The 24,973-nt window shown below is 67.0% G+C and carries 22 protein-coding genes and 1 tRNA gene; all 23 read right to left on the minus strand.

Annotated features, from left to right (window positions below):
- Window positions 1-156: 156 nt before the first annotated feature.
- Window positions 157-414, minus strand: a complete 258-nt coding sequence (locus tag M3B11_RS11520) for a F0F1 ATP synthase subunit epsilon (RefSeq protein ID WP_175294558.1) — start codon at window positions 412-414, stop codon at window positions 157-159.
- A gap of 6 nt (window positions 415-420) precedes the next feature.
- Window positions 421-1,875 carry a F0F1 ATP synthase subunit beta gene (atpD, locus tag M3B11_RS11525; RefSeq protein ID WP_191725801.1) on the minus strand — a complete coding sequence of 485 codons (1,455 nt, stop codon included), beginning with the start codon at window positions 1,873-1,875 and terminating at the stop codon, window positions 421-423.
- Between the two features lie 35 nt (window positions 1,876-1,910).
- Window positions 1,911-2,873: a F0F1 ATP synthase subunit gamma gene (locus tag M3B11_RS11530; RefSeq protein ID WP_259877578.1), complete on the minus strand. Its 963-nt coding sequence runs from the start codon at window positions 2,871-2,873 to the stop codon at window positions 1,911-1,913.
- A 42-nt stretch (window positions 2,874-2,915) separates the two neighbouring features.
- Window positions 2,916-4,550, minus strand: a complete 1,635-nt coding sequence (atpA, locus tag M3B11_RS11535; protein WP_259877579.1) for a F0F1 ATP synthase subunit alpha — start codon at window positions 4,548-4,550, stop codon at window positions 2,916-2,918.
- A gap of 101 nt (window positions 4,551-4,651) precedes the next feature.
- Window positions 4,652-5,467: a F0F1 ATP synthase subunit delta gene (locus M3B11_RS11540; RefSeq protein WP_259877580.1), complete on the minus strand. Its 816-nt coding sequence runs from the start codon at window positions 5,465-5,467 to the stop codon at window positions 4,652-4,654.
- Entirely contained in the window at window positions 5,467-6,021 is a 555-nt protein-coding gene (locus M3B11_RS11545) for a F0F1 ATP synthase subunit B (protein ID WP_102159701.1), read from the minus strand. Before M3B11_RS11545 ends, M3B11_RS11540 begins: the two co-directional genes overlap by 1 nt.
- A gap of 17 nt (window positions 6,022-6,038) precedes the next feature.
- The gene (gene atpE / locus M3B11_RS11550) at window positions 6,039-6,260 is read right to left on the minus strand and encodes a F0F1 ATP synthase subunit C (protein WP_102159700.1); all 222 of its coding nucleotides are present in this window, start codon (window positions 6,258-6,260) and stop codon (window positions 6,039-6,041) included.
- Between the two features lie 83 nt (window positions 6,261-6,343).
- The gene (atpB, locus tag M3B11_RS11555) at window positions 6,344-7,156 is read right to left on the minus strand and encodes a F0F1 ATP synthase subunit A (RefSeq protein ID WP_311197829.1); all 813 of its coding nucleotides are present in this window, start codon (window positions 7,154-7,156) and stop codon (window positions 6,344-6,346) included.
- Window positions 7,157-7,442: 286 nt separating this feature from the next.
- A complete protein-coding gene (locus M3B11_RS11560) occupies window positions 7,443-7,901 on the minus strand; it encodes a hypothetical protein (RefSeq protein WP_259877581.1) in 459 nt (152 codons plus the stop codon).
- Entirely contained in the window at window positions 7,898-9,007 is a 1,110-nt protein-coding gene (locus M3B11_RS11565; RefSeq protein ID WP_259877582.1) for an MraY family glycosyltransferase, read from the minus strand. The genes M3B11_RS11560 and M3B11_RS11565 overlap by 4 nt, the downstream gene beginning before the upstream one ends.
- A 6-nt stretch (window positions 9,008-9,013) precedes the next feature.
- Complete coding sequence (locus M3B11_RS11570; protein ID WP_259877583.1) at window positions 9,014-9,733, minus strand: L-threonylcarbamoyladenylate synthase; 720 nt, start codon at window positions 9,731-9,733, stop codon at window positions 9,014-9,016.
- A gap of 33 nt (window positions 9,734-9,766) precedes the next feature.
- The gene (gene prmC, locus M3B11_RS11575) at window positions 9,767-10,711 is read right to left on the minus strand and encodes a peptide chain release factor N(5)-glutamine methyltransferase (RefSeq protein ID WP_259877584.1); all 945 of its coding nucleotides are present in this window, start codon (window positions 10,709-10,711) and stop codon (window positions 9,767-9,769) included.
- Window positions 10,712-10,713: 2 nt separating this feature from the next.
- On the minus strand, window positions 10,714-11,811 hold the full coding sequence (gene prfA, locus M3B11_RS11580; protein WP_396121565.1) for a peptide chain release factor 1: 1,098 nt from the start codon (window positions 11,809-11,811) through the stop codon (window positions 10,714-10,716).
- Window positions 11,812-11,828: 17 nt separating this feature from the next.
- The gene (gene rho, locus M3B11_RS11585; RefSeq protein WP_259877585.1) at window positions 11,829-13,865 is read right to left on the minus strand and encodes a transcription termination factor Rho; all 2,037 of its coding nucleotides are present in this window, start codon (window positions 13,863-13,865) and stop codon (window positions 11,829-11,831) included.
- A gap of 269 nt (window positions 13,866-14,134) precedes the next feature.
- On the minus strand, window positions 14,135-15,103 hold the full coding sequence (thrB, locus tag M3B11_RS11590) for a homoserine kinase (protein ID WP_259877586.1): 969 nt from the start codon (window positions 15,101-15,103) through the stop codon (window positions 14,135-14,137).
- Window positions 15,103-16,191 carry a threonine synthase gene (gene thrC, locus M3B11_RS11595; protein WP_259877587.1) on the minus strand — a complete coding sequence of 363 codons (1,089 nt, stop codon included), beginning with the start codon at window positions 16,189-16,191 and terminating at the stop codon, window positions 15,103-15,105. Before thrC ends, thrB begins: the two co-directional genes overlap by 1 nt.
- Window positions 16,192-16,233: 42 nt before the next feature.
- A complete protein-coding gene (locus M3B11_RS11600) occupies window positions 16,234-17,544 on the minus strand; it encodes a homoserine dehydrogenase (RefSeq protein ID WP_259877588.1) in 1,311 nt (436 codons plus the stop codon).
- On the minus strand, window positions 17,541-19,037 hold the full coding sequence (lysA, locus tag M3B11_RS11605) for a diaminopimelate decarboxylase (protein ID WP_259877589.1): 1,497 nt from the start codon (window positions 19,035-19,037) through the stop codon (window positions 17,541-17,543). Before lysA ends, M3B11_RS11600 begins: the two co-directional genes overlap by 4 nt.
- Entirely contained in the window at window positions 19,037-20,734 is a 1,698-nt protein-coding gene (gene argS, locus M3B11_RS11610) for an arginine--tRNA ligase (RefSeq protein ID WP_259877590.1), read from the minus strand. The genes lysA and argS overlap by 1 nt, the downstream gene beginning before the upstream one ends.
- Window positions 20,735-20,883: 149 nt before the next feature.
- Window positions 20,884-20,959 (minus strand) — tRNA-Arg (locus tag M3B11_RS11615).
- A gap of 114 nt (window positions 20,960-21,073) precedes the next feature.
- Window positions 21,074-22,000 (minus strand): D-alanyl-D-alanine carboxypeptidase family protein, encoded by a 927-nt coding sequence (locus M3B11_RS11620; protein WP_259877591.1) that lies wholly within the window; start codon window positions 21,998-22,000, stop codon window positions 21,074-21,076.
- A gap of 414 nt (window positions 22,001-22,414) precedes the next feature.
- Window positions 22,415-23,476 carry a hemolysin family protein gene (locus tag M3B11_RS11625; RefSeq protein WP_259877592.1) on the minus strand — a complete coding sequence of 354 codons (1,062 nt, stop codon included), beginning with the start codon at window positions 23,474-23,476 and terminating at the stop codon, window positions 22,415-22,417.
- On the minus strand, window positions 23,473-24,828 hold the full coding sequence (locus tag M3B11_RS11630; RefSeq protein WP_259877593.1) for a hemolysin family protein: 1,356 nt from the start codon (window positions 24,826-24,828) through the stop codon (window positions 23,473-23,475). The genes M3B11_RS11625 and M3B11_RS11630 overlap by 4 nt, the downstream gene beginning before the upstream one ends.
- Between the last annotated feature and the right edge of the window lie 145 nt (window positions 24,829-24,973).

Below are 24,973 nucleotides of genomic sequence, written 5' to 3' on the forward strand. Positions count from 1 at the left end.
CCCACGCTGATGGAGCAGTCGAACGCGCCCTGAAGCTTGGTGATCGCCCGTCGTCGCACCAGGAACAGCACGACAAGGACTACAGCCAGCCCTGCCAACGAGAGCAGAATGATCAGCAGGGTCGATGGGTTCACGTTGACCAGTGTATGCGATGTCTCAGACGAGCTCGGCCTGGTCGGCGACGATGTTCACCCTGTCGTTCTCGACGGACAGGAAGCCGCCGTCGGCCTGCGCCCGGACGGTCTGATCGTCAGCCGTCACAATGCGCACCTCCCCGCCGGCCACGATCGCCAGAACGGGCTCGTGGCCGGACAGGATGCCGATCTCACCTTCGGTCGTACGAGCGACGACGCGCTTGGCCTCACCGGACCAGATGCTCCGGTCGGCGGCCACGACGGTGACATTCAGGCTCATGAGGGATCAGTTCTCCTTCTGGAGCTTGTCGTAGTTGCGCAGCACATCGTCGATCGGGCCGACGTTGAAGAAGGCCTGTTCCGGGATGTGGTCGAAGTCGCCGTTGCAGATGCCGCGGAAGCCTTCGACGGTGTCCTGGATCGACACGGTCGAACCCTCAACACCGGTGAACTGGACAGCGGTGTAGGTGTTCTGGGACAGGAACTGCTCGATGCGGCGGGCGCGGTGCACGGTGAGCTTGTCCTCTTCGGAGAGCTCGTCGACACCGAGGATCGCGATGATGTCCTGCAGCTCCTTGTTCTTCTGCAGAATCTGCTTGACCTGGGTGGCGACGTCGTAGTGATCCTGGCCCACGTACAGCGGGTCGAGGATGCGCGAGGACGAGGCCAGCGGGTCCACAGCCGGGTACAGACCGCGCGAGGCGATGTCACGGCTGAGCTCGGTGGTCGCATCGAGGTGGGCGAAGGTCGTCGCCGGAGCCGGGTCGGTGTAGTCGTCAGCCGGGACGTAGATCGCCTGCATCGAGGTGATGGAGTGACCGCGGGTCGAGGTGATGCGCTCCTGCAGCACGCCCATCTCGTCGGCCAAGGTCGGCTGGTAGCCGACGGCCGAGGGCATGCGGCCGAGCAGCGTCGAGACCTCGGAGCCTGCCTGGGTGAAGCGGAAGATGTTGTCGATGAACAGCAGCACGTCCTGCTGCTGGACATCGCGGAAGTACTCCGCCATCGTCAGGCCGGTCAGAGCGATGCGCAGACGGGTGCCTGGGGGCTCGTCCATCTGGCCGAAGACCAGTGCGGTCTTATCGAGCACGCCCGACTCGTCCATCTCCATGATGAGGTCGTTGCCCTCACGAGTGCGCTCACCGACGCCGGCGAACACGGAGACACCGCCGTGATCCTGGGCGACACGGGTGATCATCTCCTGGATGAGCACGGTCTTGCCGACGCCGGCACCGCCGAACAGGCCGATCTTGCCGCCCTGCACGTACGGGGTCAGCAGGTCGATGACCTTGATGCCGGTCTCGAACATCTGGGTCTTGGACTCCAGCTGGTCGAAGTTCGGTGCCTCGCGGTGGATCGGCCACCGCTCGGTGATCTCGTAGGGCTCATCGATCATCGAGTCGTTGAGGACATCGCCGGTGACGTTGAAGACCTTGCCCTTGGTGACATCGCCGACGGGTACCGAGATCGGTGCACCGGTGTCGATGACCTCCTGGCCGCGCACGAGGCCGTCGGTCGGCTGCAGCGAGATGGCGCGGACGATGCCGTTGCCGAGCTGGAGCTCGACTTCGAGGGTGATCTTGCGGGTGCCCTCGGAGAGGGTCACCTCGGTGGTCAGAGCGTTGTAAATCGCTGGCACGGAGTCGAGCGGGAACTCGACGTCCACGACAGGGCCGATGACGCGGGAGATCCGGCCGGCGGTGCCCTGCGTCTGCGGGGTTTCCGTAACTGTGGCAGTCATGGTCTACTTTCTCTTCTGCTCTCTTCTGTGGCCGATCAGTCGTCGGCGCCGGATGCCGCGAGGGAATCCGCACCGCCGACGATCTCAGAGATTTCCTGGGTGATCTCGGCCTGGCGAGCCGTGTTGGCCAGCCGGGTGTAGGTCTTGATGAGTTCGTTTGCGTTATCGGTCGCGGTCTTCATGGCCTGCTGACGTGCCGCCTGCTCGGAGGCAGCGGCATTGAGCAGCGCCGCGAGGATGCGCGAGTCGATGTAGCGCGGCAGCAGTGCGTCGAGGACCTCTGCCGGGCCGGGCTCGAACTCGTACAGCGGGAAGACCTCGTCATGGGCTTTGGCCTTGTCCCGGTCGGGCAGGCCGCCGGACTGCGGGACCTGGTCGGTCTCGACAGCGTCCTCTGCCTCCACGACCTCCAGCGGGATGAGGCGCCTATACTCCGGCACCTGGGTCACGCTGGACTTGAAGCGGGTGTAGACGAGGTAGATCTCGTCGACGCCGTCTTCTTCGAACGCCGTGTGGAAGCCCTCGAGCAGGACCTCGCCGATCTCGCGGGCGTGTTCGGCCTGCGGGGATTCGGAGAATCCGGTCCAGGACTTCTTCAGGTCGCGGTCGCGGAACGTGTAGTACGTCTCGGCCTTGCGGCCCACCGAGTAGAGGTGGACGTCCTTGCCGTTCTCGGTCAGCAGCCGGATGAGCTCTTCGGCCTCGCGGATGACGTTGGCCGAGTACGCTCCGGCGAACCCGCGGTCCGGGCCGATCACGACGACGGCTGCGCGCCGGATCTCCTCCGGCTCAGTCGTCAGCGTGTGGTCGACGTTGGACTGGGTCGCGACTGCCGAGACCGCACGCGTGAGTGCGTTCGCGTACGGGCTGGCTGCCTTCACCCGGCCGATGGCCTTCTGAATCCGGGATGCCGCGATGAGCTCCATAGCCTTGAAGATCTTCCTCAAGGACTTGGTGGAGTTGATCTTCGCCTTGAAGACCCTCTGCTGGGCTCCCATCAGTACTTCCTTTCGCTAGCGGTCGTCATGGCCAAAGCGCGCTCAGCGCTTCTGCTTGACGATCTGCTCCTGCTGGACCTCGTCCTCACCAGCGGAGTCGAACTCTTCGGAGCCGACATGCACGCCGCCGTCTTCGGAGGTCTGGAAGCCGTCAGAGAAGTCCTTGATGGCAGTGGTGAGCTCATCCTTGGTGTCGTCTTCGAGCTTCTGCGTCTCGCGGATCGCATCGAGGACACCGGTCTTGCGCTCCAGGTAGTCGTGGAACTCCTTTTCGAAGCGCAGCACATCGTCGACCGGAATGTCGTCGAGGTAGCCTTCGGAGCCGGCCCACACCGACACGGTCTGCTTCTCGAACGGCATCGGCTCGAACTGGCCCTGCTTGAGCAGCTCCATCAGGCGGGCACCACGGGCGAGCTGGCGCTTGGTGGCGGCATCGAGGTCCGAGGCGAACATCGCGAAGGCTTCGAGCGAGCGGTACTGGGCCAGCGAGATCTTCAGGGTGCCGGAGACGCTCTTGAGCGCCTTCGTCTGAGCGGCGCCGCCCACACGGGAGACGGACACGCCGACGTCGACGGCCGGACGCTGGTTCGAGTTGAACAGGTCCGACTGCAGGAAGATCTGGCCGTCGGTGATCGAGATGACGTTGGTCGGGATGAACGCGCCGACGTCGTTGGCCTTCGTCTCGATGATCGGCAGGCCGGTCATCGAGCCGCCGCCGAGCTCGTCGGAGAGCTTCGCGCAGCGCTCCAGCAGGCGGGAGTGGAGGTAGAAGACGTCACCCGGGTATGCCTCACGGCCGGGCGGGCGGCGCAGCAGCAGTGAGATCGCGCGGTAGGCCTCTGCCTGCTTGGACAGGTCGTCGAAGACGATGAGGACGTGCTTGCCCTCGTACATCCAGTGCTGGCCGATGGCCGAGCCGGAGTAGGGGGCGAGGTACTTGAAGCCTGCCGGGTCCGAGGCGGGCGACGCGACGATGGTGGTGTACTCCATGGCGCCGGCCTCTTCGAGCGAACGACGCACCGAGGCGATGGTCGAGCCCTTCTGACCGCAGGCGACGTAGATGCAGCGGACCTGCTTCTTCGGATCGCCGGACTCCCAGTTGGCCTTCTGGTTGATGATGGTGTCGAGCGCAAGTGCGGTCTTGCCGGTCTTGCGGTCACCGATGATGAGCTGGCGCTGGCCACGGCCGACAGGCACCATCGCGTCGATGGCCTTCAGGCCGGTCTGCAGCGGCTCGCGAACCTCCTGGCGTGCCATGACGCCGGCGGCCTGGAGCTCGAGCTCACGGCGGGTGTCGGACTCGATGTCGCCGAGTCCGTCGATCGGGGCGCCGAGGGGGTCGACGACACGGCCGAGGAAGCCGTCGCCGACCGGGATCGAGAGGACCTCGCCGGTGCGGTAGACGGGCTGCTCTTCGGCGATGGTGGCGAACTCACCGAGGATGACGACGCCGATCTCGCGCTCGTCGAGGTTCTGGGCGAGGCCGAGGGTGCCGTCTTCGAAGCGCAGCAGCTCGTTGGCCATGGTGCCGGGGAGTCCGGACACGCTGGCGATGCCGTCGCCTGCGGTGACGACCTTTCCGACCTCAGTCTTGTCTCCGCCTTCGGGATTGTACGACTCAACGAACTTCCCCAAGGCGTCCCGGATCTCATCCGGGCGAATTGTCAGTTCCGCCATCTGGTTTCCCTGCTTCCTTAAATCTGTCTCGCAGCGACCCGGTTCTTCTCTGCAGACCGCTGTCTGAACGTGTGTATGTAGCCCGTGGCGCGGGCGGTTGATCAGCTTGCCAGGCAACGGCGAAGGTCGGACAGACGATTCGAGATCGTCGAATTCATCACTTCGTCGCCGACCTGCACACGCACACCACCGACGACGTCGGGGTCCACATGCACGTTGAGGACCAGCTCGCGGCCGTAGTGGGCCGACAGCGCCGCAGCCAAACGCTCCTGCTGCTCATCGCTCATCGGCTTGGCGACCGTCACCTCGGCGACGGAGCGCGCCTGACGGCGGGCCAGCACTTCCGAGTAGCGGTCGAGCGTCTCGGACACGCGGGCACCGCGCGGGTGCGCAGCAGCCTGTGCTGCCAGCTTGACGGTCTCAGTCGCGGACTTGCCGTCGAGCAGGTTGGCTGCGAGTGCGCGCTTCGTCTCGGCCGGAGCTGCGGACTCGAAGGCCCAGCCCAGCTCGTGATCGGACTCGATGAGGCGGGTGAAGCGGAACAGCTCCTCCTCGACCTCGCCGAGGCGTCCCTCGCCCTGTGCCTGTGCCGCGATCGCAGTGACGCCGGCATCCTCCAGTGCGGTCACGCTGTCCTGAGGGCGAGCCCAGTGCAGTGTGGCGGCGCGCTTGGCGATGTCGAGTGCGGCCGCGTCGACCTGGCCGGAGAACAGCGTGTCGAGCACACCGTGCTTCCGCTCCTCGGCAATGGCGCCGTCTGCCATGAGTCGGCGCAGCTGAGCGCTGTCGGCCATTGCGGAGACGATCGACAGCAGCCCGTCACCGAGTTCGGTTGCGGCAGCACCGGCAGCATTCTGCAGCCGGGAGTCGACTGCGTCCAGCACATCGTTGAGCGAGTTCCTGCTCGACTGCAACATCACGACTCCTTAACCGACTGGGCCGGAGCGCTTGCTTCGAGATCTGCGATGAAGCGGTCGACCACCTGGGCCGAACGGGCGTCGTCGGTGAGGCTCTCACCGACGATGCGCGAGGCGAGGTCGGTGGCCAAGCCGCCGACATCTCCGCGCAGTTCGACCATGGCCGCCTGCTTCTCGGCTTCGATCTGTGCTTTTGCCTGGGAGATGATGCGCTCAGCCTCTGCATTGGCCTGCTGCTTCATCTCGGCGATGATCTGAGCGCCGTCTTCCTGTGCTTCGGAGCGCATGCGCGCTGCCTCGGCACGGCCGTCGGCGAGCTGCTTCTGGTATTCAGCGAGCGCGGCATCGGCTTCGGCCTGAACGCGTTCGGCCTTTTCGATGCCTCCCTGAATCTTCTCAGCTCGTTCGTCGAGGACCCGGTTGAACGTCGGCAGAACAAACTTCCAGAACACCACAAGGATGATGAGGAAGATCACCGCACTCCAGACGATGTCATAGGTAGCGGGGAGGAGGGGGTTCGGTGTCCCCTCGGCCGCAAGAATCATCGGAGTCATTGAGTCAGTCCTCGATATCAAAGGAAGAAGGGCGTGGCGATGCCGATGAGAGCCAGGGCCTCGATCAGGGCGATGCCGAGGAACATGTTGCCGCGCAGAGCGTTGGCGAGCTCAGGCTGACGTGCGGTTCCCTCGATGGTCTTGCCGATGACGATGCCAAGGCCGATGCCCGGGCCGATCGCGGCGAGGCCGTAGCCGACAGTGGCGATGGAGCCGTTGACTTCAGCGAGAATATCCACTTTGGATGTTTCCTTTCGGTTGTGTACCGGGCGGTACGCGTAACGGTTTTTCGTTACAAGTCTTGCGGTCAGGTCAGGGAAGATCAGTGCTTGGAAGCGGCCTGGTCGATGTAGACCGCTGCGAGCAGCGCGAAGATGTAGGCCTGCAGGACGGAGACCAGCAGCTTGAGGGCGGTCATGAAGAATCCGCCGAAGAGGGTGAGGAATCCGAAGAATTTGAATCCCAAAGCTGCGTCGAAGAAGAAGAACCAGGTCGCCGAGAAGCACAGCACGAGCAGCAAGTGGCCGACGAGCATGTTGGCCAGCAGACGGAGGGTGAGCGTGAACGGCTGGATGACGAACTTGGTGAGGAACTCGATCGGGACGAGCAGTACGTGCATGACCGGCGGGACGTTCGGCAGCACGAGCGCATTCTTGAGATAGCCGCCGACACCGAGTGAGCGGATGCCCTCGATGTGGTACGTGAAGTAGACGATGACGGCCAACAGCAGCGGCACGCCCACCACCGAGGTGCCGGCCAGGTTGAGGAACGGGATGAGGCCGGTGAGGTTCATCGCAAGGACCATGAAGAAGATGGTGGCGATGAGCGGCAGGAACCTGCGGCCGCGCTCCTTGCCCATGGTCTGCTCGGCGATGCTGTTACGCACGAAGTCAAGGGAGAGTTCGGCCATCGACTGGCCGCGGGAGGGAACGAGCTTGGCGCGCTTGGCGGCGATGATCATGAGGATGCACAGTGCTGCGGCGGCGATGACCCGCACGAGCATCACGCGGTTGAACTCGAACGGCGTGCCCTCGAAGAAGATCGCCGGCGGGAAGAACTCCTGCATCGTGGGCGGGTGGAACCCGCCGTCCGCTGCTGCCAGAATCACAGAATTCGCCGCGGTGAAGATAGACACGTTTCGGTTACTCTCCCAATTTCGGGCCCGGGCGGGTAAGAACCAGGCCGACCAGTCGCTCCGGCACACGGTTGCGGAGCGGCATTGTCACATCATGGAGACCGGTGAACTGGCACCTGGTCCTTGAGTACTCTACCAATCGCAGTAATAAACCCACAAATTGCTGGGCGATCCCTGCATCTGCTCCAATCCGCATGATCTCGGGCTTTCCACCACGACGACATGCCTGGTCAGAGGCCCGAAAACAGCGCATCGTCAGATTACGGTCGGTGACTGCGGCTGGATGTCAGCGCGCTTCGGGGTCGACGGTCGGCACCCGTGCACGTGTGACGGTGATCGCATCGATGAGCGAGGTGCCGAGCACTGCTGCGACGATCGTGAAGAACGCCGTCGTCCCGTCGAGCCAGGCCGCGTCTTTGATCCGCCAGATGACGATCATGAAGATGAAGGCCTTGAACAGGAAGCCCACGCCGAGCGCACCGGCGATGGCGGTGAGGTTCCAGCTGCGGCCGATGTACATGATGACAAGCGAGACGAGCAGGAAGATCGCAGCCAGGCCCCCGCCGATCAGCGCTCCGTTGAGGCCCTGCTGGCCTGCGAAGAGCATGCCGAGCAGCCCTCCGAGGAGGGTGACGGCGGCGACGAGGATCGCTCCGCGGATGATCAGCGTGCGCCAGATGGCCTTCCACTGCCGGTCGACGTCGGTTTCGCGGCGCCCGTGAGGGACGGGCTTCGGGTCGGTCATCGGATGGCCTCCTTCGCGCGCAGGCGCGCATACAGCGGGTAGAACGTCAGGAACAGCGTGATCGCCACGCTGCCGAGGATGATGGGCACGTTGACGGCGGGGGTGGCGATGAGGAACGACACCGAGCCGAAGGCGAAGATCGCCGTCCACAGGTACAGGATGAGCACCGCGCGGGCATGCGAGTGCCCGAGTCGGAGCATGCGGTGGTGCAGGTGCTTGGCGTCCGCAGAGAACGGCGACTTTCCAGCGGACATGCGCCGCAGGACTGCCAGGCCGAGGTCGAGAAGCGGCAGGAACATCACCGCCACCGGCAGGATGATCGGCAGATAGGTGGCGAGGACGCGCTGATCCGACAGCAGCGCTGGGTCGACCTGGCCGGTCACCCGGATCGTCGAGGCGGCCAGCAGCAGCCCGATGAGCATCGAGCCTGAGTCGCCCATGAAGATCCGGGCCGGATTGAAGTTGTGCGGCAGGAAGCCCAGGCAGGCCCCGACGAGCAGCGAGATGATCAGCGAGGCGAGGTTGGCGTAGCTGTCGGAGCTGGTGTCGACGGCAAGACTGTAGGAGTAGACGAAGAATGCGATGCCGCCGATCGTCACGATTCCGGCGGCCAGTCCGTCGAGACCGTCGACGAAGTTGACGGCGTTGATGGTGATGAGCACGACGAGCACGGTGAGGATGATCGACATCCGTGGGGAGCCGATGATGACGGAGTTGAAGGGGATCGACAGCAGGGTCACACCGTTGAAGGCCATGAACCCGGCGGCCAGGGTCTGGCCGGCGAGTTTGGTGACCCAGTTGAGGTCCCAGATGTCGTCGATGACGCCGAGAGCGCACAGGATCGTCGCCGCCCCGACGATGCCGATGATCGCCCCGGGCTGGACGAACAGCTCTTCGAGGAACGGCGTCTGCGAGGCGAACAGCAGCCCGACGAGCAGGCCGGCGTAGATCGCCACCCCACCTAAGCGCGGGGTGGGCACCGAGTGGACGTCGCGGGCGCGCAGCGGCGCGAAGATGAGTCCGCGTTCGGCGATGCGCCGCACCATCGGGGTGACGAGGTACGACACGGTCGCTGCGACGAGGAGGATGAAGAGATAGGCGCGCACGCGGGATTACTCCTGCGTGGTTTCGTCAGCCGCTTCCCCGCCCGAGGCGGTGGTCTCCTCCGTGCCCGAGGCGGAGCTCTCCTCCGTGCCCGAGACGGCGCTCTCCTCCGCGGCCGCGCTGTCCTCCAGATCGGGCAGCACCTCGCGCAGTTCGGCTGCCGTGATCGGGCCCTCGCGCAGGATGCGCGGCGGGGTTCGGGTGAGGTCGACGATCGTCGAGGCGCCGATGCCGGGCGCCGCTCCCCCGTCGATGTAGATGTCGACGCTTTCGCCGAGCATCTCCTCGGCTTCGGCAGCATCGCAGGCGGCCGGTGAACCGTGGGTGTTGGCTGAGGAGACGGCCAGCGGGCCGGTCTTGCGCAGCAGTTCGAGTGCCGCCTCGTGATCGGGCATGCGCACGGCGACCGTGCCGTGGGTGTCGCCGAGGTCCCAGTCGAGCATCGCCTGGGCACCGCAGACGATCGTCAGGGGCCCGGGCCAGAAGCGCTTGGTGAGTTCGAAGACGGAGGTGTTCGGCACCTCGGCCAGAGCCATGAGCACTTCGCGCTGGCCGATGAGCACCGGCGGGGGCATATCGCGACCGCGGCCCTTGGCTGCGAGCAGCTTCTCGACGCCGGTGGCGGAGAAGGCGTCGGCGGCGATGCCGTAGACGGTGTCGGTCGGCATGACGATGAGCCCATCGGATTCGAGGACCCGGGCGCATTCGCTGAAGACCAGGTCTCTCATCTCATCGTTTGCGATGCTGAACGTGCGCGACATTCACGGCCTTTCCAGGCATTCGGCGGTGGTGAAACGGTCTCTGCCAGTGTAGTCGGTGTGCGTGGCCGCACCGGACAGACCGGCGGCAGCGCAGGCCCGCTTGACCGCCGCAGCCTGCGTCTCGTCATGTTCGAGGACGAGCAGCCCGCCCGGTCGCAGCGCCTCGGCAGCCAGCGCGATGATCCGTGCCGGTGTCTCCATCCCGTCCGCTCCCCCGCCGTACAGCGCGATGGCCGGGTCATAACCGGTGACTTCGGGGATGTCGGGCTGGGTGGCCTCGGGCACATACGGCGGGTTCGTCACGACGATGTCGAAGGGCCCGAGCTCAGGCACCACCTCGGCGACGTCACCGGCATGGAGGGTGACGGTCGAGCCGGCGGCAGCGACCGCATCGGCCATGGCGGCGATGTTGTGCTCAGCCCACCGGCAGGCCTCGGCGGACAGCTCGACGGCGTGGACCTCACTGCCGGGGATCTCGGTGGCCGCAGCCAGGGCCAGTGCGCCGGTGCCGGCGCACATGTCGAGGATCCGGATCACGCGCGCCTGCCCGTTGCCGGTGTGTTCGTCGCCGCAGCGCAGGGCTGCGGCATGGGCGATGGCTGGGTCGATGAGGAGTTCGGTCTCCGGGCGCGGGATGAAGACCCCGGGCCCGAGGCGGAGGTCGAGATGGCGGAAGCCGGTGGTGCCGGTGATGTGCTGGAGGGGTTCGCGTGCCGCACGCCGGGTCAGACAGTCCTCGAAGCCGCGCGCCTGCTCAGTGGGCACATCGAAACCGCGCAGCAGCCTGAGCGACAGCTCCTTGTGGGTCAGACCGAGCACGTGGGCCAGCAGCAGCCTTGCGTCAGTGCCGGGGGTGTCGATGCCGGCCTCAGCCAGCCGGGTGCGGGCGGCGGCGATGAGCGCATCTGCCGGCTGCGCACCAGCCGAGTCTGCGGCTGGACTCACGCTTACTGCGCCTCCTCGAGACGCTGGGCGCGGTCGAGTGTGCGGCAGGATTCGACGACGGCGTCGAGGTCCCCGGCGAGCACCTGGTCGAGGTTGTGGGCCTTGTAGCCGGTGCGGTGGTCGGCGATCCGGTTCTCCGGGAAGTTGTACGTGCGGATCCGCTCAGACCGGTCGACGGTGCGCACCTGAGAGCGCCTGCGGTCATCGGCCTCGGCGGCGGCTTCGGCGGCCTGGGCGGCCAGCAGCCGGGCGCGCAGGATGCGCAGCGCGGCGGCCTTGTTCTGCAGCTGGGACTTCTCGTTCTGGCAGCTGGCGACGATGCCGGTGGGCACGTGGGTGATGCGCACCGCCGAGTCGGTGGTGTTGACCGACTGGCCTCCAGGCCCGGAGGAGCGGTAGACGTCGATGCGCAGATCGGCATCGCTGATCTGCACCTCGTCGGGTGCGTCGACGTCGGGGAAGACGATGACACCGGCAGCCGAGGTGTGGATGCGGCCCTGTGATTCGGTCACCGGCACACGCTGGACACGGTGGACGCCGCCTTCGAACTTCAGCCACCCGTAGGCGCCCTCGTCCTTGGCTTTGACGGCCAGGGTGACGTCTTTGCAGCCGCCGAGGTCGGAGGGTGTGGTGTCGATGACCTCGGTCGACCAGCCGCGACGGTCGGCCCACCGCTGGTACATCCGCAGCAGGTCGGAGGCGAACAGCGCGGACTCCTCGCCGCCCTCCCCCGCCTTGATCTCGATGAGCGCATCGCGGTCGTCGTCGGGATCGCGCGGCACGAGCAGATCCCGCAGCACGTCCAGGAGCTGCCCGCGCTGCTCTTCGAGCGCGGGAATCTCCTGAGCGAAGCTGGGGTCGTCGGCCGCGAGTTCGCGGCAGGCCTCCAGGTCGGCCTGGGCGGCGATGAGCTCGCCCCAGCAGGACACGACCTTCTCGAGCTCGGCGTACCGGCGGGTCAGCCGGCGCGCAGTGCCCGGGTTGGCGTGCACTTCGGGATCGGCCAGCTCCTGTTCGATGCGGGCATGCTCGTCCCGGAGCATGTGCACCATCTGGCGCAGCGAGTCGATATCGGCTGCCGTGTCGGCGGTCTCACTCATGCAGGCGTGCCGACCGGTCAGTTGTCGTCAGCCGCCGACTTCGGCAGCGGCGTGGTCTTCTGCACCTGGAAGAGGAACTCGGCGTTCGAGCCGGTCTCCTTCATCTTCGAGATGAGCAGCTCGAGTGCCTGCTGCTGTTCCAGGCCGGAGAGCACGCGGCGCAGCTTCCACATGACCTTGCGCTCTTCGGGGCTCATGAGGTTCTCCTCGCGGCGGGTGCCCGAGGAGTTGACGTCGACAGCCGGGAAGATGCGCTTGTCGGCCAGGTGGCGGCTCAGGCGCAGCTCCATGTTGCCGGTGCCCTTGAACTCCTCGAAGATCACTTCGTCCATCTTCGAACCGGTCTCGACGAGAGCGGTGGCGAGGATGGTGAGCGAGCCGCCGCCTTCGATGTTGCGTGCGGCGCCGAAGAACTTCTTCGGCGGGTAGAGCGCATTGGCATCGACACCGCCGGAGAGGATCCGGCCCGAGGCCGGCTGCGCGAGGTTGTAGGCGCGGCCGAGGCGGGTGATGTTGTCGAGCAGCACGACGACGTCCTGGCCCATCTCGACGAGGCGCTTGGCGCGCTCGATGGCGAGTTCGGCGATCGTCGTGTGGTCATCGGCCGGGCGGTCGAAGGTCGACGCTATGACCTCGCCCTTGACCGCACGCTGCATGTCGGTGACTTCCTCGGGGCGCTCGTCGACGAGGACGACCATGAGGTGGACCTCAGGGTTGTTCTCGGCGATCGCGTTGGCGATCTGCTGCATAACCGTCGTCTTGCCGGCCTTCGGCGGGGCGACGATGAGGCCGCGCTGGCCCTTGCCGATCGGCGAGACGAGGTCGATGACGCGGGTGGAGATGAGCTTCGAGGTGGTCTCCAGGCGCAGGCGGTCCTGCGGGTACAGCGGGGTGAGCTTGGAGAAGTCGACGCGGCGCTTGGCGTCCTCGATGCTCAGGCCGTTGACCGAGTCGAGGCGGACGAGCGCATCGAACTTCTCGCGGCGCTTGGAACGCTGATCGCCCTCGCGCGGCTGCTTGATCGCACCGACGACGGCGTCGCCCTTGCGCAGCCCGTTCTTCTTGACCATGCCAGCGGAGACGTAGACGTCGTTCTGGCCGGGCAGGTAGCCCGACGTGCGCAGGAAGGCGTAGTTGTCGTGGACATCGAGGATGCCACCGACCGGGATGAGCACGTCATCGGGACGCAGATCCTGGTCGTCGCCGTCTCCGCGTCCGCGGCGCTTGCGGTCGCGGTTGCGACCGCGGTTTCCGCGCCGGTTGCTGTCGTCGCGATTGCCGCGATTGTCGTCGCGTCCGCCACGGTTGTCGTTGCCGCGGTTGTCGCGGTTGTCGCCACCGCGTCCACGATCATTCCGGTCGCCGCGGTCCTGACGGTCACCGCGGTTGTCGCCGCGATCATTGCGATCCTGGCGATCGCCGCGATCCTGGCGATCATTGCGGTCACCGCGGTTGTCGTCGCGGCTCCGGTCGCCGCGTCCGTCCTGGTCGCCGCGGTTCTGGCGGTCGCCGCCGTCGTTGCGGTCGCCGCGCTCCTGACGATCCCCGCGGTTGTCGCTGCGGTTCTGGCGGTCCCCCCGGTCACGGCGTCCGCCGCGGCGGCGCGAGCCGCCCTCGTCGTCCTGGGAGGATTCGGCGTCGGCCGACTCGCCCTGGTCCCGCTGGGCGTCGTCACGCTGGCCGCCGCGCTGCTGCGCGTCGGCCTGCTCGTTGCGGCCGGGCTTGTCACCCTGCTGCTGGACAGGCTGTTCGGGCTGGAACTGGCGGGCAGGTGCCGCCTGGGCAGCAGCGTCCTGCTGCTGATCTGACTGGGGTGCGGGCTCGGCCGCAGGCTGCTCCTGCGCAGCCGGAGCTGCGGCAGCGGGTGCCGAGCTGGCTGCTGCCGAGCTCGACGTCCTGCTCTCGATAGCGGCGATGAGATCCCCCTTGCGCAGGCGACGGTATCCCTTGATGTTGAGACCCGCGGCCATTTCCTGAAGCTGGGGCAGACGCAGAGCAGTGAGATTGCTTTCTGACACGAAGGTTCCTTCTCCCTCGTTCGGCTGCAGCTGCATGAACACAGAGCTGCAGCGACGGACCACACGCACGATTGCGTGCATTCACAAAATGAAGTACCTCGGACGCCATAGACGGCGCGGTACGAAGAGCGTTCCCACCTGAGTCGCGGGGCACGATCACATGGAGGTGCCGGTGACGCGAAGAATGCTGGGGAACGCCTCTAGCCTAGCGCGTTGACGCCCGTTGCGCGAATCCCACCCGGTTTGTCGCCGTCGCCGAGGCGGTGCATCCCGGTCCTGGACGTTCGGCTGGGTCTGCGGACAGGTCAGGCGCGCAGCCGGCAGTCGGTCGTCATGACCTCGACACCGGTTTCGGCGATGGCAGCCGGGACGATGCGGGCGGCATCGCCGGTGAGCACCGCGCCCACCCGGGCGGCAAGGTCATCATCGGATCCGAGCACAAGCACGGTCGGGCCGGCGCCGGAGACAACGGCGGCCAGGCCGGCAGCCCGCAGCGCGTCGACGCGCTCGAGCGCTGCGGTCATCGCCGGGCGGCGGTAGTTCTGGTGCAGCCGGTCGACGGTGGCGTCGAACAGCAGCGCGGGGTCATGGCCGATCGCATAGACGAACAGGCTGGCGATCGCCGCATTGGCAGCAGCATCTGCGTGCGGGACGGTCTCGGGCAGCAGGGAGCGCGCCACCGAGGTGTCGAGTCGTTCGTCGGGGACGATGAGCACTGCTGAGACGTCCTCGGAGACGGGCACGGAGACCGAGCGGGCCTGCCCGTGGCTGTCGGTGTAGGAGACCGTGACCCCGCCGAAGATCGCCGGCGCGGCGTTGTCGGGGTGGCCTTCGAAGTGCGTGGCCCACGCCAGCTTCTCCTCAGGCGAGGGTGCCGGCAGTCCGGCGAAGGCGCTGGCGGCATCAGCAATCGCAATGCCGGCGACGACGGCTGCGGCCGACGACCCCATCCCGCGGGAGTGGGAGATGACGTTCTCGCACTCCAGGCTGATCCGGTCGGCCGTTTCGACGCCGCGGGCGGCGAGCACCTCGCGCATGACCCGCAGGATGAGGTGATCCTGTCCGGTCGGCACCTCGTTGGCACCCTCACCGGTGACGCGCACGCAGTCGCTGTGATCGACCGGCCTATCGTGCAGGCGGGCGCGGACCGTGTCGCGGATGTCAAGAGCGATGCCGAAGCTGTCGTAGCCGGCCCCGAGGTTGGCCGCGGTGGCGGGCACGGTGACCTCGACCTCGACGACGGCCTGCGGGGTGACCGGTGCGGTGCTCGTCATCATGCGTCCTCGAGTCCGAGTTCGCGGGCGGCCGAGACCGCATCGACCGGCACCCGGGTGGGGGTCAGGTCGGAGCCGTCAGCGGTGTGCAGCGCCCACTGCGGGTCCTTGAGACCGTGTCCGGTGACGGTGCACACGATGCGCGCACCGACCGGGATCTCACCGGCCTCAGCCTGCTGCAGAAGTCCTGCGATCGAGGCGGCCGAGCCGGGTTCGACGAAGATGCCCTCGGTCGAGGACAGCAGCCGGTGGGCGGCCAGGATCTCCTCGTCGGTGACGGCCCTGATGACGCCGCCGGATTCGTCGCGGGCGGCGATCGCCTGATCCCACGATGCGGGGTTGCCGATCCGGATGGCGGTCGCGACGGTCTCCGGGGCATCGACCGGATGGCCCTTGACGAGCGGGGCGGCACCGGCGGCCTGGAAGCCCCACATGCGCGGGGTTCCAGTTGCCAGTCCGGCTGCCGCGTATTCGCGGTAGCCCTTCCAGTAGGCGGTGATGTTGCCGGCGTTGCCGACGGGCAGCACGTGGATGTCCGGGGCGTCGCCGAGTGCGTCGACGATCTCGAAGGCGGCGGTCTTCTGCCCTTCGATCCGGTCGGGATTGACCGAGTTGACGAGGTGGACCGGGTAGGCCTCTGAGAGCTTGCGGCACAGGGTCAGGCAGTCATCGAAGTTGCCGTCGACTTCGAGCAGCTCGGCACCGTGGGCGACTGCCTGGCTCATCTTGCCCACCGCGATCTTGCCGGCCGGCACGAGCACTGCACATGTCAGCCCGGCCTTCGTCGCATACGCGGCTGCCGAGGCCGAGGTGTTGCCGGTCGAGGCGCAGATGACGGCCTCGGCGCCGTAGGCGAGGGCCTTCGAGATCGCCATCGTCATGCCGCGGTCCTTGAACGACCCGGTCGGGTTCATGCCCTCGTACTTGACCCACACCTCGGCGCCGGTGCGCTCGGAGAGCTTCTCGGCGTGGATGAGCGGGGTGCCGCCCTCGCCGAGGGTGACGGCGCGGGATTCGGCGGCGATGTCGAGGAAGTCGCGGTACTCCTCGATGACGCCCTGCCACTGGTGGCGGTGGGCAGCGGTCATGGGGTCTCCTTCACGGGATGGTTCGGTGCCGGTGGGCCCGGCTCAGTGGCCTTCGATGCGCAGGACGGACTTGAGCTCGTTGACGGCGTCGAGGGCGACGGCGCGCTCGACCGTTTTGGCCAGCGCGGCATCGGTGCCCGAATGGGTGGCGATGACGAGCTTGGCGCGCTGCGGGGCGTCGTCGTCGGTGGGCTCGAGCTGGGTCTGCTGCATGAGCTCGATCGAGGTGCCCTCCTCGGCGAATACCTGCGAGATCTGGGCGAGAACGCCCGGGCGGTCGAAGACGTCGAAGGTGATCTGGTAGCGGGTGCGGATCGCGGAGATCGGCAGGACCGGCAGCCGGTTGCCGATCGAACGGCGGGCCTGGCCGGTGCCGCCGAGGACCTTGCGGCGGGCGGTCGAGACGATGTCGCCGAGCACCGCCGAGGCGGTCGGCGCTCCTCCTGCGCCCTGGCCGTAGAACATGAGCGAACCAGCGGCCTCGGCTTCGACGAAGACGGCGTTGAATGCCCCGCCGACACTGGCCAGTGCGTGGTCCTTGGGCAGCAGCGCCGGATAGACGCGCGCGGAGACGCCGGGGCCGGCCGGTGAGTCTTCGATGGTTTCGCAGATCGCCAGCAGCTTGATGGTGAAGCCCTGCGCGGAGGCGGTCTCGACCATGTCGGCGGTGACGCCGGTGATGCCCTCGACATGGACGTCGTCGATGCTCACGCGGGTGTGGAAGGCAAGAGAGGCGAGGATCGCGGCCTTGGCGGCTGCGTCGTGGCCGCCGATGTCGGCAGTCGGATCGGCTTCGGCGTACCCGAGTTCCTGGGCGGTGGCCAGGGCGTGGTCGAAGTCCCAGCCCTCCTTCTCCATTTGGTCGAGGATGTAGTTCGTCGTGCCGTTGACGATGCCGAGCACGCGGGTGATGCGGTCACCGGCGAGGGAGTTGACGACCGGGCGGATGATCGGGATCGCACCGGCGACAGCGGCCTCGTGCTCCAGGCGCACTTCAGCGTCTTCGGCGGCGGCGAGCAGCTCGGAGTAGTCGCTGGCCAGCAGCGCCTTGTTCGCCGTCACGACCGAGGCGCCGGAGCGCAGGGCGGTGAGGATGAGTTCGCGGGCCGGTTCGTGGCCGCCCATGAGCTCGACGACGATGTCGGCTCCTTCGATGGCGGCAGCGGTGTCAGTGGTGAGCAGCTCGGACGGGATGCCGGGGCGGTCCTTGCCGGCGTCGCGCACGGCGACGGCCGAGATCTCCAGCGGGGCGCCGACGCGGGCTTCGAGGTCGGCGGCGTTGCCGAGGATGCGGGTGGCGACTTCGGTGCCGACGACACCGCAGCCGAGCATGGCAACCTTGAGGGGTTTCATCGTGTGGTGCTCCTTCTTTCGTGGGGCGCGAGCTCGTCAGTGGACTCGGGTGCCTGGACGTCTGCGTCAGCGGCCGACGGGCTGAAGCCGGTGTCCCAGGCGAGGATGTCGGCATGGGATTCGGGTCGGACGACCCAGCCGAGCTGCTCACCGTCGACGGCAAGCACACCTGGGCGCGGGACGTGGTTGTAGTTCGATGACAGCGACCGGCAGTAGGCGCCGGTGTCCGGGACGGCGATGAGGTCGCCGCGGGTGACGTCATTGGGCAGGTATTCGTCGCGGACGATGATGTCGCCGCTTTCGCAGTGCTTGCCGACGACGCGCACGACTGCCGGTTCGCTGGCGGAGTCACGGTTGGCCAGGGTGCAGGAGTAGTCGGCGTCGTAGAGGGCGGTGCGGACGTTGTCGCTCATGCCGCCGTCGACAGCGACGTAGAGCCGCTCCCCTGACCCGGTTTCGACGACTTTGGTGCTGCCGACGGTGTAGAGGGTGAAGATCGACGGCCCGGAGATCGCCCGGCCCGGCTCGAAGGACACCGCCGGCAGCGTCGCGCCGGTGGCCTCACAAGCGGAGGCGACGACGGAGGCGAGCCGGCCGGCCATCTCGGTGAAGGTCAGCGGGGTGTCCTGCGAGGTGTAGCGGATGCCGAAGCCGCCGCCCAGGTCGACCTCGGGCAGATCGATGCCGAGTTCGGTCAGGATGCGGGCACGCAGTTCGATGATGCGGGTGGCAGCGATGTCGAAGCCGGAGGACTCGAAGATCTGCGAGCCGATGTGACTGTGCAGGCCGAGGAAGTCGAGGTCCTCGCTGGCGGCGATCCGCCCGGCGGCGTCGAAGGCGTCGCCGCTGTGCAGAGACAGGCCGAACTTCTGGTCCTCATGTGCGGTGGCGATGAAGTCGTGGGTGTGGGCTTCGACGCCGACGGTGACCCGCAGCATCACCGGGGCGCGCACACCTCGGGCGCGGGCGGCAGCGGCGACCCGCGGGATCTCGTCGAAGGAGTCGATGACGATGCGGCCGATCCCCCAGTCGAGGGCGAAGGCGATCTCTTCATCGGATTTGTTGTTGCCGTGCAGCCCGACAGTGCGCGGGTCGACACCGGCACGGTGGGCGACCATGAGCTCGCCGAGGCTGCAGGTGTCGATGCCCATGCCTTCGCCAGCGACCCACTCGGCGACAGCGGTGCACAGGAAGGACTTGCCGGCGTAGTAGGCCTTCGCCTCGGTGCCGATCGCTGTGAACGCCTCGGAGAAGGCGGTGACGAAGTCGGCTGCCCGGTGCTTGAGGTCGGCGACGTCGAGGACGTACAGCGGTGAGCCGTACGTCTCGGCGAGCTCGGTGACGCGGTGGCCGGCGACCGTGAGCTCGCCGTCGGCGGTCTTGTCGACGCTCCGCGACCACAGCGAGGGCATGAGCGCGTTGACGTCATCGGGGTACGGCAGCCACACCGGCGGCGGGGTGGCATGCAGGATGCCGGCGATATGGGCGGGCATTACATCCGCTCCGGGGCGCTGACGCCGAGCAGGCGCAGGCCGTTGCGCAGCACGGTGGCGGTCGCGAGGTCGAGGACGAGGCGCGAGGAGTGCACAGCCTCGATGTCCTCACCGGCGCGCGGGGTGACGCGGCAGCTGTCGTACCACTTGTGGAAGGTGCCGGCGAGGCTTTCGAGGTAGCGGGCGACCCGGTGCGGTTCGCGCAGCTCGGCCGCCTGGGCGATCACGCGCGGGAAGTCGGCCAGAGAGGCCAGCAGCGTCGCCTCAGTCGCGTCGGTCAGTGTTGAGGCGTCGAAGGCCTCGGTGGTGATGCCGGCGGCTGCGGCGTTGCGGGCCACGGAGTGGGCGCGGGCGTGCGCGTACTGGACGTAGTAGACCGGGTTGTCGTTGCTGGCGCTGCGCAGCACCTCGGGATCGAGGGTCAGCGGCGAGTCGGCCGGCTGGCGGGCCAGCGAGTAGCGCACGGCATCGCGGCCGAGCCAGTCGATGATGTCGCGCAGCTCGATGATGTTGCCGGCGCGCTTGGACAGCTTGGCGCCGTTGACCTTGATGAGCTGGCCGATGAGCACCTCGATGTTCTTCTCCGGGTCATCACCGGCAGCTGCCGAGATCGCCTTGAGCCGGCCGACGTAGCCGTGGTGGTCGGCGCCGAGGAGGTAGATCTTCTCGATGAAGCCGCGGTCCTTCTTATCCAGATAGTAGGCGGCATCGGCGGCGAAGTAGGTCGGGTTGCCGTCGGCGCGGATGAGCACCCGGTCCTTGTCGTCGCCGAACTCGGTGGTGCGCAGCCACACGGCGCCGTCGTGGTCGTAGACGTGACCCTGTTCGCGCAGTCGGCCGACAGCCGTGGTGACGGCGTTGGATTTGTGCAGGCTGGCTTCGGAGAACCATACGTCGAAGCTGACGTCGAAGTCGGCAAGGGTGTCGCGAATGTCGGCCATCTGCAGCTCGTAGGCACGTTCGCGCAGGCGGGCGCGCACGTCATCGGGGATGACGGCCGGTGCCGGAGCGTCGGCATCCGATTCGGGCACCTGCGCGGTCGCTTTGACCTCGGCGGCGAGCTCCGGGTCCGAGGCGGTGATCGTTTGGGCGATCTCGGTGACGTATCCGCCGGGGTAGCCGCCGGCAGGCACCTCGCGGCCGAGCAGGCGGGCGACGACGGAGTCGGCGAAGACATCCATCTGCGTGCCGGCGTCGTTGATGTAGTACTCGGCGGTGACATCCGCACCGGCGGAGGCGAGCACGCGGGCGATCGCATCGCCGAGAGCGGCCCAGCGGGTGTGGCCGAGGTGCAGCGGGCCGGTCGGATTGGCGGAGACGAACTCCATGTTGATGATGTGCCCGTCCAGGGTCTGCGTGCGGCCGTAGTCGTCTCCGGCGGCGATGATGTCGGCGGCCAGCGCGCCGGCGGCACCGGCGGCCAGGGTGATGTTGATGAATCCCGGTCCGGCCACCTCGGCGCTGTCGATGCCCTCGTCGGCTGCCAGCACCGCGGCGATCTCGGTGGCGAGGCCCCGCGGGTTGAGCCCGGCCTTCTTCGCCGTCTGCAGTGCCACGTTCGAAGACCAGTCGCCGTGGGCGCGGTTCTTCGGTCGCTCGACGACGAGCCGGGCGGGTGCTTCGATGGCGTAGCCGTGCTGCATGTTCAGCTGGCTGATGGCAGAGCGGATGGCTTCTCTGAGCTGTTCGGGAGTCACGTGCTTAGCGTATTACCTTGCCCGTGGCTTAGCGACTTGAGGCCCGCATATCGGTATCGATGTGAGCGGGGCGACACGTCCCGCCGACGGCTGACCGACCTGGGACGAAGCAGGCCCGCCACCTGGATTTCCAGGTGACGGGCCTGATGTGGTGCCCGCGACAGGATTCGAACCTACGACCTTCTGCTCCGGAGGCAGACGCTCTATCCGCTGAGCTACGCGGGCTGGCAACTAGACAATACTAGCACTCCTGTGGGCTGTCACGCGCACCGGCCGCTGGTGAGCCGAGCCACGGTGCCGCGGCGCTGTCTGTCAGCGCAACGGCATCGTACCAGTGGGTCACTGACCCTTGATCTTGTCGCGCGCCGGGACGTACTCCCAATGCCACGGCTCGTACTTCGAGGTCTTCGCCCAGGCGGGGTTCTCCCAGCCGTATTCCTTGCCGTGCTTGACGAGCCAGTTGTACTGCTCGCCGGAGGCGCTGGCGGCACCGCCGCCGAAGTCGAGGGCAACACCCCATCCGTGCATCGAGGTGCCGGGGCGGGCGGCCAGGCCGGGCTTGCGGCCGGCGACCGAGACCTGGGATTCGAGTGTGCGGTATGAGTCGGTGATGGCCATGTCCTCGCCGGTCTCGGCCTTGAACGCGGCGTTCATCTCAGCGAAGGCGACAGCGGCGTCGGCGCGCAGCTTGTGTTTGCCGATGCCGACATCGCACAGGTAGTCATCGGGCACCTGGCCGTTGCTGTAGTCACCGGAGGGTGCTTCTCCGGAGCATCCGGGCAGCACGGTCCGGGTGACGGAGCGCGAGGCGGCCTCGGCGTCGCGGTCCTTCTTGGCGCTCGGCACGCCGCCGGCGTAGTTCTGGGTGCCGGACTCGTTGCCGGCGGAGGTGACGTTGGTCTGGACCGATTCGGCTCCGACGACGTTCGTCGCGGCAGCGTCGAGGGTGCTGCCGGCCGCGACCTGGTCCTGCGTGGAGGTGTTGCCGATGAGCAGCATTGCGGCGATTGCGCTGCCGGCGACGGAGACCGAGGCCATGGCCGAGACAGTTGCCAGGCGGCGGCGCTTGTAGGAGCGCACGAGCGAGCCATCGGATCCGCGGTACGACACGGCACCGGCTCCGACCTTGCGCGTGCGAGTGGCCGGTGAGGCCAGGGCGCTGTCAGCGGTGGTGGTGGTGCGGTTCGGGTCGGTGCCTGGGATGCGGAAGGATGCACGTCGTGTGCGGTTCGCGTTCTCCTGCTCCCGGCGTTCGCGGCGAGTCATGGCGACCGATGGTGTCGGCTCCTGTGCCACTACTCATCTCCCAACTGTCTCTACTGCAAAATCTGTCGTGGTGCTGTCACACCTCTGTGCCGCAGCCGTGTTGTCACGGCGATCGACCACATGTCACAGCACTATAACGACAATGTTACGAGTTGTCATGTCGCTCGCCACCCGCGCATCACCCGTGCGGGCGATTCACCCGATTACAGCGCGCATGCGCGTACACGGTCTCATGCAAGGCGCACATACGGCGAAAATTCTTTCGTCGGCGCATCGCCACGCATGTCGATATGTAACAGAACTGTTGTGTTGTCCCTCGTCTCAGTCACGCCCGGGCCTTACGTCGGCGACTGGCGACTCCACTGTTGTTTCACTTCTGCTATTTCACTCGATTCCGGTGCAGGCGCCGCAGAATCAGTCGACCCTGCGCACCCGCGGAGCACGCTGCATGACATCGTGCACCTCGCCGACGAGTTCCTCGATGACGTCTTCGAGGAACAGGATGCCGACGGTGCGATGGTTCTCGTCGAGCACCCGGCCGACGTGGTGTCCTGCCTGCTGCATCGAATCGAGGGAGTCCTCGATCTCGTCGGCAGCGCGCAGCGTCACCAGCGAACGGAAGCGCTTATCAGGGATCTCGGAGGCATAGTCGTCCTCCGTGTCGGCGTAGAGCACATCCTTGACGTGGATGTAGCCGCCGGGCTCCCCGTCGCTGTCGAGGATGATGTAGCGCGAGAAGCCGGTGCGGGCGACCAGCTGCTCGATATGCGCAGGTGTGACATCCTCGGCCACGGTGACGACACGGTCCATCGGAACCATGACGTCCCCGATGGTCTTGTCGGAGAACTCCAGGGCGCCCTTGAGCAGCCCGGTGTCATCGCTCAGCAGTCCCTCGCGCTGGGACTCGGCGACGATCGACTGCACTTCCTCGATCGTGTAGGCGGCGTTGACGTCGTCGCGCGGTTCGACCCCCATGAGCTTGAGGATCCGGTTGGCGAACGCGTTCATCGGGCGGATGACGAAGCCGAAGATGCGGGCCAGCACCACCAGCGGCGGGGCGAGCAGCATGGCCGCCTGCTGGGAGACGGCGAGCGCGATGTTCTTCGGGATCATCTCGCCGACGACGACGTGCAGGTACGTCACCACCGACAGCGCGATGATGAAGGCGATGGGCCCGGAGAGCGCCTCGGGCACGCCGAGGAAGCTCATCGGGCCGACGAGCAGGTGGTGGATCGCAGGTTCTGCGACGTTGCCCAGCAGCAGTGAGCACACGGTAATGCCCAGCTGGCAGATCGCCAGCATGAGCGAGACGTGTTCCATGGCGAACAGCGTGGTCTTCGCTGCCTTCGATCCCTCTTCGGCCTTCGGCTCGATCTGCGAGCGCTTGGCCGAGACGATGCCGAACTCTGCGGCTACGAAGAAGGCGTTTCCCAGCAGCAGGACGACGAGCCACACGAGGCCCAGCCAGTCACTCATGGCTGACCTCCTGCGCTCGAGTCTCCGACCGGCCAGGAGCTCTCATCCCATTCGACGGTGGTGTAGTCCGGGCGCAGCCGCAGGCGTTCGATGCGCCGGCCGTGCAGGCGCTCGACGGTCAGGGTGGCGTCTTCGATGCGGACGGTGTCGCCGACGTCGGGGATCCGGCCGAGCTCCATGAGCACGAAGCCTGCCACCGTTTCGTAGTCGGGGTCTTCGGGGATCTGAACGCCGATGATGCCGGCGACCTCGTCGGGGCGCAGCCGGCCGGGGATGATCCACGAGCCGTCTCGGGCCGGCCGGACGGTCACCGAGAGCCGGTCGTGTTCGTCGACGACCTCGCCGACGAGTTCCTCGACGACGTCTTCCAAGGTCACGACGCCGGCGGTGCCGCCGTATTCGTCGACGACGACGGCCATCTGGGTGCCGCGCGAGCGCAGCTCCATGAGCAGCGGGTCGAGGGCGAGGGTCTCGGGGAACTCGGCGACCTCGGTCATGAGGCCGGCGGCGTAGGCATCGGCGCGGTTGGCCAGCGGTACGGCCACGGCCTGCTTGATGTGCACGACGCCTTCGATCTCGTCGCGGGACTCGCCGGTGACGGGGAACCGGGAGAATCCGGTCGAGCGGGCGAGTTCGACGATCTCAGCAGCAGTCGTCTCACGTTTGACGGTCACCATCCGGGTGCGTGGGGTCATGACGTCTTCGGCGGTGCGTTCGGAGAAGCTGAGCGTGCGGGTGAGCAGATCGGCGGTCTGCTCATTCATCGTGCCCTCCTGGGCCGAGTGCCGCACGAGCGCCGTGAGCTCATCGGCCGAGCGGCCAGCTGAGCCCTCCTCCTGCGGTTCGATGCCCATCGCCAGCAGCGCCTTGTTCGCCGTGCCGTTGAGGACTGCGATGATCGGGCGGAAGGCGATGGAGAAGAAGTACTGCAGCGGCACGAAGATCTTGCCGGTCTTGAGCGGTGAGGAGATCGCCATGTTCTTCGGCACGAGCTCACCGACGACCATCGACAGCAGGGTCGAGATGAGCAGCGCGATCGTCAGGGAGACACTGCCGGAGGCGCCCTCAGGCAACCCGAGGGCATGCAGGGGCCCGCGCAGCAGCGCACCGAGTGAGGGCTCCATGAGATAGCCGGTCAGCAGGGTCGTGATCGTGATGCCGACCTGGGCTGCAGAGAGCTGTGTGGAGAGATGTGTGACACCCTTGCGCAGGTATTTCGATCCCGGTTCGCCGCGTGCGACGGCCTCATCGACGGTGTGCTTATCAAGGGTGAGGAGGGAGAACTCGGCTGCCACGAACGCGCCGGTGCCGAGGATGAGCAGCAGGGCGAGGGCGAGGAGAAGCCATTCCATCAGCGGCTGTCCCCTGCCGCCAGGTGACCGTGATCGGCGCCTACGCGCCGGGCAGAGCTTCGCATCAGCAGGGCGGCGTCGCGCCCGGCGAGGCTGATGCCGGGTATTCGGGGTTGATCGGGGCTGCCGGCTTCACGCCGGCTGG

Source organism: Brevibacterium sp. p3-SID960 (assembly GCF_025144725.1).
Taxonomy (GTDB): Bacteria; Actinomycetota; Actinomycetes; order Actinomycetales; family Brevibacteriaceae; genus Brevibacterium.